Genomic DNA, 3,819 nt, shown 5'->3' on the forward strand with positions numbered 1-3,819 from the left:
TATGTGAGCGTTGATGAAAAATTCACAATTGCGATGCATGCAAATGAATGGGTTAACGGCACTTTCAATGTATACGACTATAACAATGGTGTAAAAGGATTATTATTGGCTTCAGATACAATAATCAACGGAATCTCATCAGTTGAATTGTCAAGCAACATCACAGGCATGAATAAATTTTATCTGGACTTCAATACTTCCGGCGGAGAATACCACCTGATTGAGGGAGTTTATGTAATTGAAAACTCAAAAAACATCACTGCCGATCTTCCAACTGAAGTTGAAACAGGTTCTGGCGTAAATATTACATTAACAGCTCCTGACAGTCAATTTAACTCCCTATCCATTTCGATTGATGAAAGCGTGCCCAATTACTATAACGTGGAAAACGGCGAATTCACAATAGCGATTTCAGACCTCCCGGCAGGTTATCATAAAATTTCAGTGAAATACCATGACCTAAAATTAGCTGAAGAGGCATACTCCAATACCTTTACAGTCAATGTAGGTTCAAGAACAGTCATTGAAGCAAATAACATGACCGTCACTTACAATTCAAATGAAAAATTAGTTGTCAGTTTAAAAGACAGTGAAGGCAATGCAGTAAAAGGAAAGGAGATTGCAATTAATTTGAACGGAATAAATCACACTGCAACTACCGATGACAACGGAAAGGCCATATTTGCACTTGACCTGATTCCAGGAGAATACCCTGCAGAAATATTATTTGCCGGTGCTGGCGGTTATTTCCCTTCATCTGCAAATGCCCGTATTATCGTGAATAAAATTGACAGCCAGATAATGGCTCCAGACATAAGCACCACATTTAATGTTGCCAAAAACCTGGTTGTTACACTTAAAGATGATAGAGGCAATGTTTTAGCAGGACAGAATGTTATTGTTGAGTTAAACGGTAAGGTTTACAATAAAACAACAGATGCAAGCGGACAGGTTAAGATATCCGTAAATCTGCCTGCCAGACAATATTTTGCAAAAATCACTTTTGCAGGAAACGGCATCTATAAATCTTCAGCAAAAACCGTCAAGGCAACAGTCAAGAAGGCAACTCCAAAGCTTACATCATCTTCCAAAAAATTCAAGGCCAAATCAAAAACCAAAAAGGTAACTGTGAAATTCAAGAACAACAAAAACAAAGTCATTAAAAACAGCATTATCAAATTGACTGTGAACAAAAAGACATACAAAGCCAAAACCAATTCAAAAGGAATTGCCACATTTAAGCTTAAGCTAACCAAGAAAGGAAAATACCGTGCGGTCTTCAAATATGCCGGAAATTCAAACTATAAAGCAATAAGTAAAAAAATTAGAATCACCATAAAATAATAAAAAAAGAAAAAGTATTATTGATTATAATACTCCTTTTGTGGAAGGAATCTGATCATGTTCCACTTTAATTGCCTCTTTCAAGGCTTTTGCAAATGCCTTAAAGACAGCTTCAGCCTTGTGGTGATCGTTTGCACCTTCAACAGTGCCGTAAATGTTTAATTTGGCGCTGGATGCAAATGATTCGAAGAAGTGAATGATAATATCTGAGGTCATGTCCCCGATCTTTTCATTCTTGAAGTCCAGGCTCATGTTGCAATAGCTGCGTCCGCTTATGTCTATCGCCACTGTGGAAACTGATTCATCCATAGGGACTATGGCATGGGCCATCCTTTTTATGCCTTTCTTATCGCCGATTGCTTCAAGAAACGCTTCTCCCAAAAGGATTCCGACATCCTCTATTGTGTGGTGATCATCTATTTCAATATCTCCCACGGCCTTTACATCCAAATCAATCATTGAATGTTTGGAAAATGATTCCAGCATATGGTTAAAAAAGTTAATTCCTGTTTCAATGTCGTATTTGCCTTTACCATCCAAATTCATCTTTATTGAAATATCAGTTTCTGATGTTTTTCTTGAAACATTTGAAATTCTAGTCATAATCTAACCTACAAAATAATTAATTTTAGCTTCAATAATTTAGGCTTCTTCGCCGGGACGTATAATTTTAATGCAGTCAGTAGGGCATTCCATGGCACATAGTGTACAAACATGACAATATCTTAAATCCAATATACGTGCAACTCTACCAACTTTCCAAATTTTAGCTGATTTTGGACAAATCTCAGCACAATTTCCACATCCTATACATTTATCTTCATCGACTAAAATTTGCAATGGCATAATATCACCTATAATTTTAAAGTAGCAACGGACATTGCCTTAAATCCTATATAAACTTCTTTACCTATGTTCAAACTCAGTTCCTTTTCTGCAGATACTGTAATGTCACTGCACAAGGTAACTCCACCTACGTTAATTTTAACACGTATAATTTCACCTTCAAGCCTCATCTCAACAATCTGGCCCTTCAGGATATTACGGATACTTGAAGTCTGTGGCTCCAACATCAAAAAGATGTTATCGTAACTGATCAAGGCCAATATCTCATCGCCAATTTTATAATTCCTGTTCAATGGAGCATTGATTTCAAACTCCTCGTTTTTGATAGTCATTACGCCTTTGGCATCATTGATATCGACAATTGTAGCTTCAATTTCATTGACATCCTTGTGAAGCTCCATAATAGCATTGATTTTTTTACATTCCTTTAAAATGGAGTATCCTTCATCGGTTAGAGAAGTTCCTCCTCCACCGCCTTTTCCGCCTTTGGTAGTGCTTACCACCTTAACGTCAAGACTGGATTCTATTTTATCAATATAGTTCAAAGCAGTCCTGTAAGAAACATTGATTTCCTTAGCAGCTGCTGTCAGAGACCCGGTCTCTAAAATAGATACAAGTAAATTGTACTTTTTACTGTCAAGCAAAAAGGAATTACCATCTACATTAATTTTATATTCAACACCTGCGCTAACATCAGTCATTATAAATCCCCCGAAATATAACAATAATATTTATATTACTTATATTTAAATAAGTTTTTGTTATTATGGACATATTGAAATCGTGAAAATTTTTTCAGTTGAAATTACACATCGACCCGAGCACCCTAAATGACAAGTGACAATATTCGGCCAACAACAATTCAGGCCCGTTTCATTATCTGGATTGCAGTTTTTCAACCAGATTCATGAGCTTATTTACTATCTTGGACAGCGGACCGAATCTTGAAGACATTTCCCTCAGACTGTCGATGTCATCCTTTTCGAAGAACTTGACCAGAATCAATGCAAAGAAATAAACAATCATACAGGCAAAAATACCCGGAAACAGCCACAATGTGGTTTTTGGAATTATTAATGCGAAAATTCCCATTATCACTGACGCTGCAAATATCTTGGCCACGGATTTCTTTGGAGCCTTTGTCTTGGTAAGTCTGAATACAAAATAAATGCACGGAACCATCATCAAAAAGCATGCAATTGTGGTAGCCAACGCTCCGCCGGCAATGCCCAGAAACGGAACCATATACCAATTGAGGACACCTGTGACCATCGCCCCTCCAATCAGGATATACATAGGAATTCTAGGATTTCCTATTCCCTGGATGACACTTGTTGAAATGGTGAAAATAGAATAGAATGTCATACCGATTGAAAGAATGGCCAAAGCGGCCGCACCTGCAACATAAGCCGGATTCTTAAAGTACAATACCTGCAGGGTAGGAGTCGCAAACAACGCAAGGCCGACACACATCGGAACTACAAAGAGCAATGAATACTTATAGGCCTCTGAAACATATTTCTGCAGGGAATCAATGTCCTTTACCTTGAATGCCTCTGAAGAAGCCGGAAGAATTGTTGTTGCAATGGAAACTGATATAATCAACGGTAAACGTGCAATTGGATCAGC

The 3,819-nt window shown here is 37.5% G+C and carries 4 protein-coding genes and 1 pseudogene; 1 reads left to right on the plus strand and 4 read right to left on the minus strand.

Annotation, left to right across the window (positions count from 1 at the left end; all coding sequences use genetic code 11):
- Positions 1-1,344, plus strand: a pseudogene (locus tag QZN27_RS09235) (hypothetical protein); the annotation flags it as partial.
- A 24-nt stretch (positions 1,345-1,368) separates the two neighbouring features.
- Here the strand turns inward: QZN27_RS09235 and hisB are convergent.
- The 4 genes from hisB to QZN27_RS09255 all read right to left on the minus strand — a co-directional run.
- A complete protein-coding gene (hisB, locus tag QZN27_RS09240; RefSeq protein ID WP_296786761.1) occupies positions 1,369-1,947 on the minus strand; it encodes an imidazoleglycerol-phosphate dehydratase HisB in 579 nt (192 codons plus the stop codon).
- A 39-nt stretch (positions 1,948-1,986) separates the two neighbouring features.
- Positions 1,987-2,190 (minus strand): 4Fe-4S binding protein, encoded by a 204-nt coding sequence (locus QZN27_RS09245; protein WP_296786763.1) that lies wholly within the window; start codon positions 2,188-2,190, stop codon positions 1,987-1,989.
- Between the two features lie 8 nt (positions 2,191-2,198).
- Entirely contained in the window at positions 2,199-2,891 is a 693-nt protein-coding gene (locus QZN27_RS09250) for a TOBE domain-containing protein (protein WP_296786765.1), read from the minus strand.
- 175 nt (positions 2,892-3,066) lie between these two features.
- Positions 3,067-3,819 (minus strand): polysaccharide biosynthesis C-terminal domain-containing protein (locus QZN27_RS09255; RefSeq protein WP_296786768.1); only part of this gene is annotated, 753 nt, incomplete at its 5' end.

The sequence above is a fragment of the uncultured Methanobrevibacter sp. genome (assembly GCF_900316895.1).
Classification (GTDB): domain Archaea; phylum Methanobacteriota; class Methanobacteria; order Methanobacteriales; family Methanobacteriaceae; genus Methanocatella.

Excerpts from the sequence above, each read along its gene's own strand:
- hisB (WP_296786761.1), bottom strand. The coding sequence starts at position 1,947 with ATGACTAGAATTTCAAATGTTTCAAGAAAAACATCAGAAACTGATATT.
- QZN27_RS09245 (WP_296786763.1), bottom strand. The coding sequence starts at position 2,190 with ATGCCATTGCAAATTTTAGTCGATGAAGATAAATGTATAGGATGTGGA.
- QZN27_RS09250 (WP_296786765.1), bottom strand. The coding sequence starts at position 2,891 with ATGACTGATGTTAGCGCAGGTGTTGAATATAAAATTAATGTAGATGGT.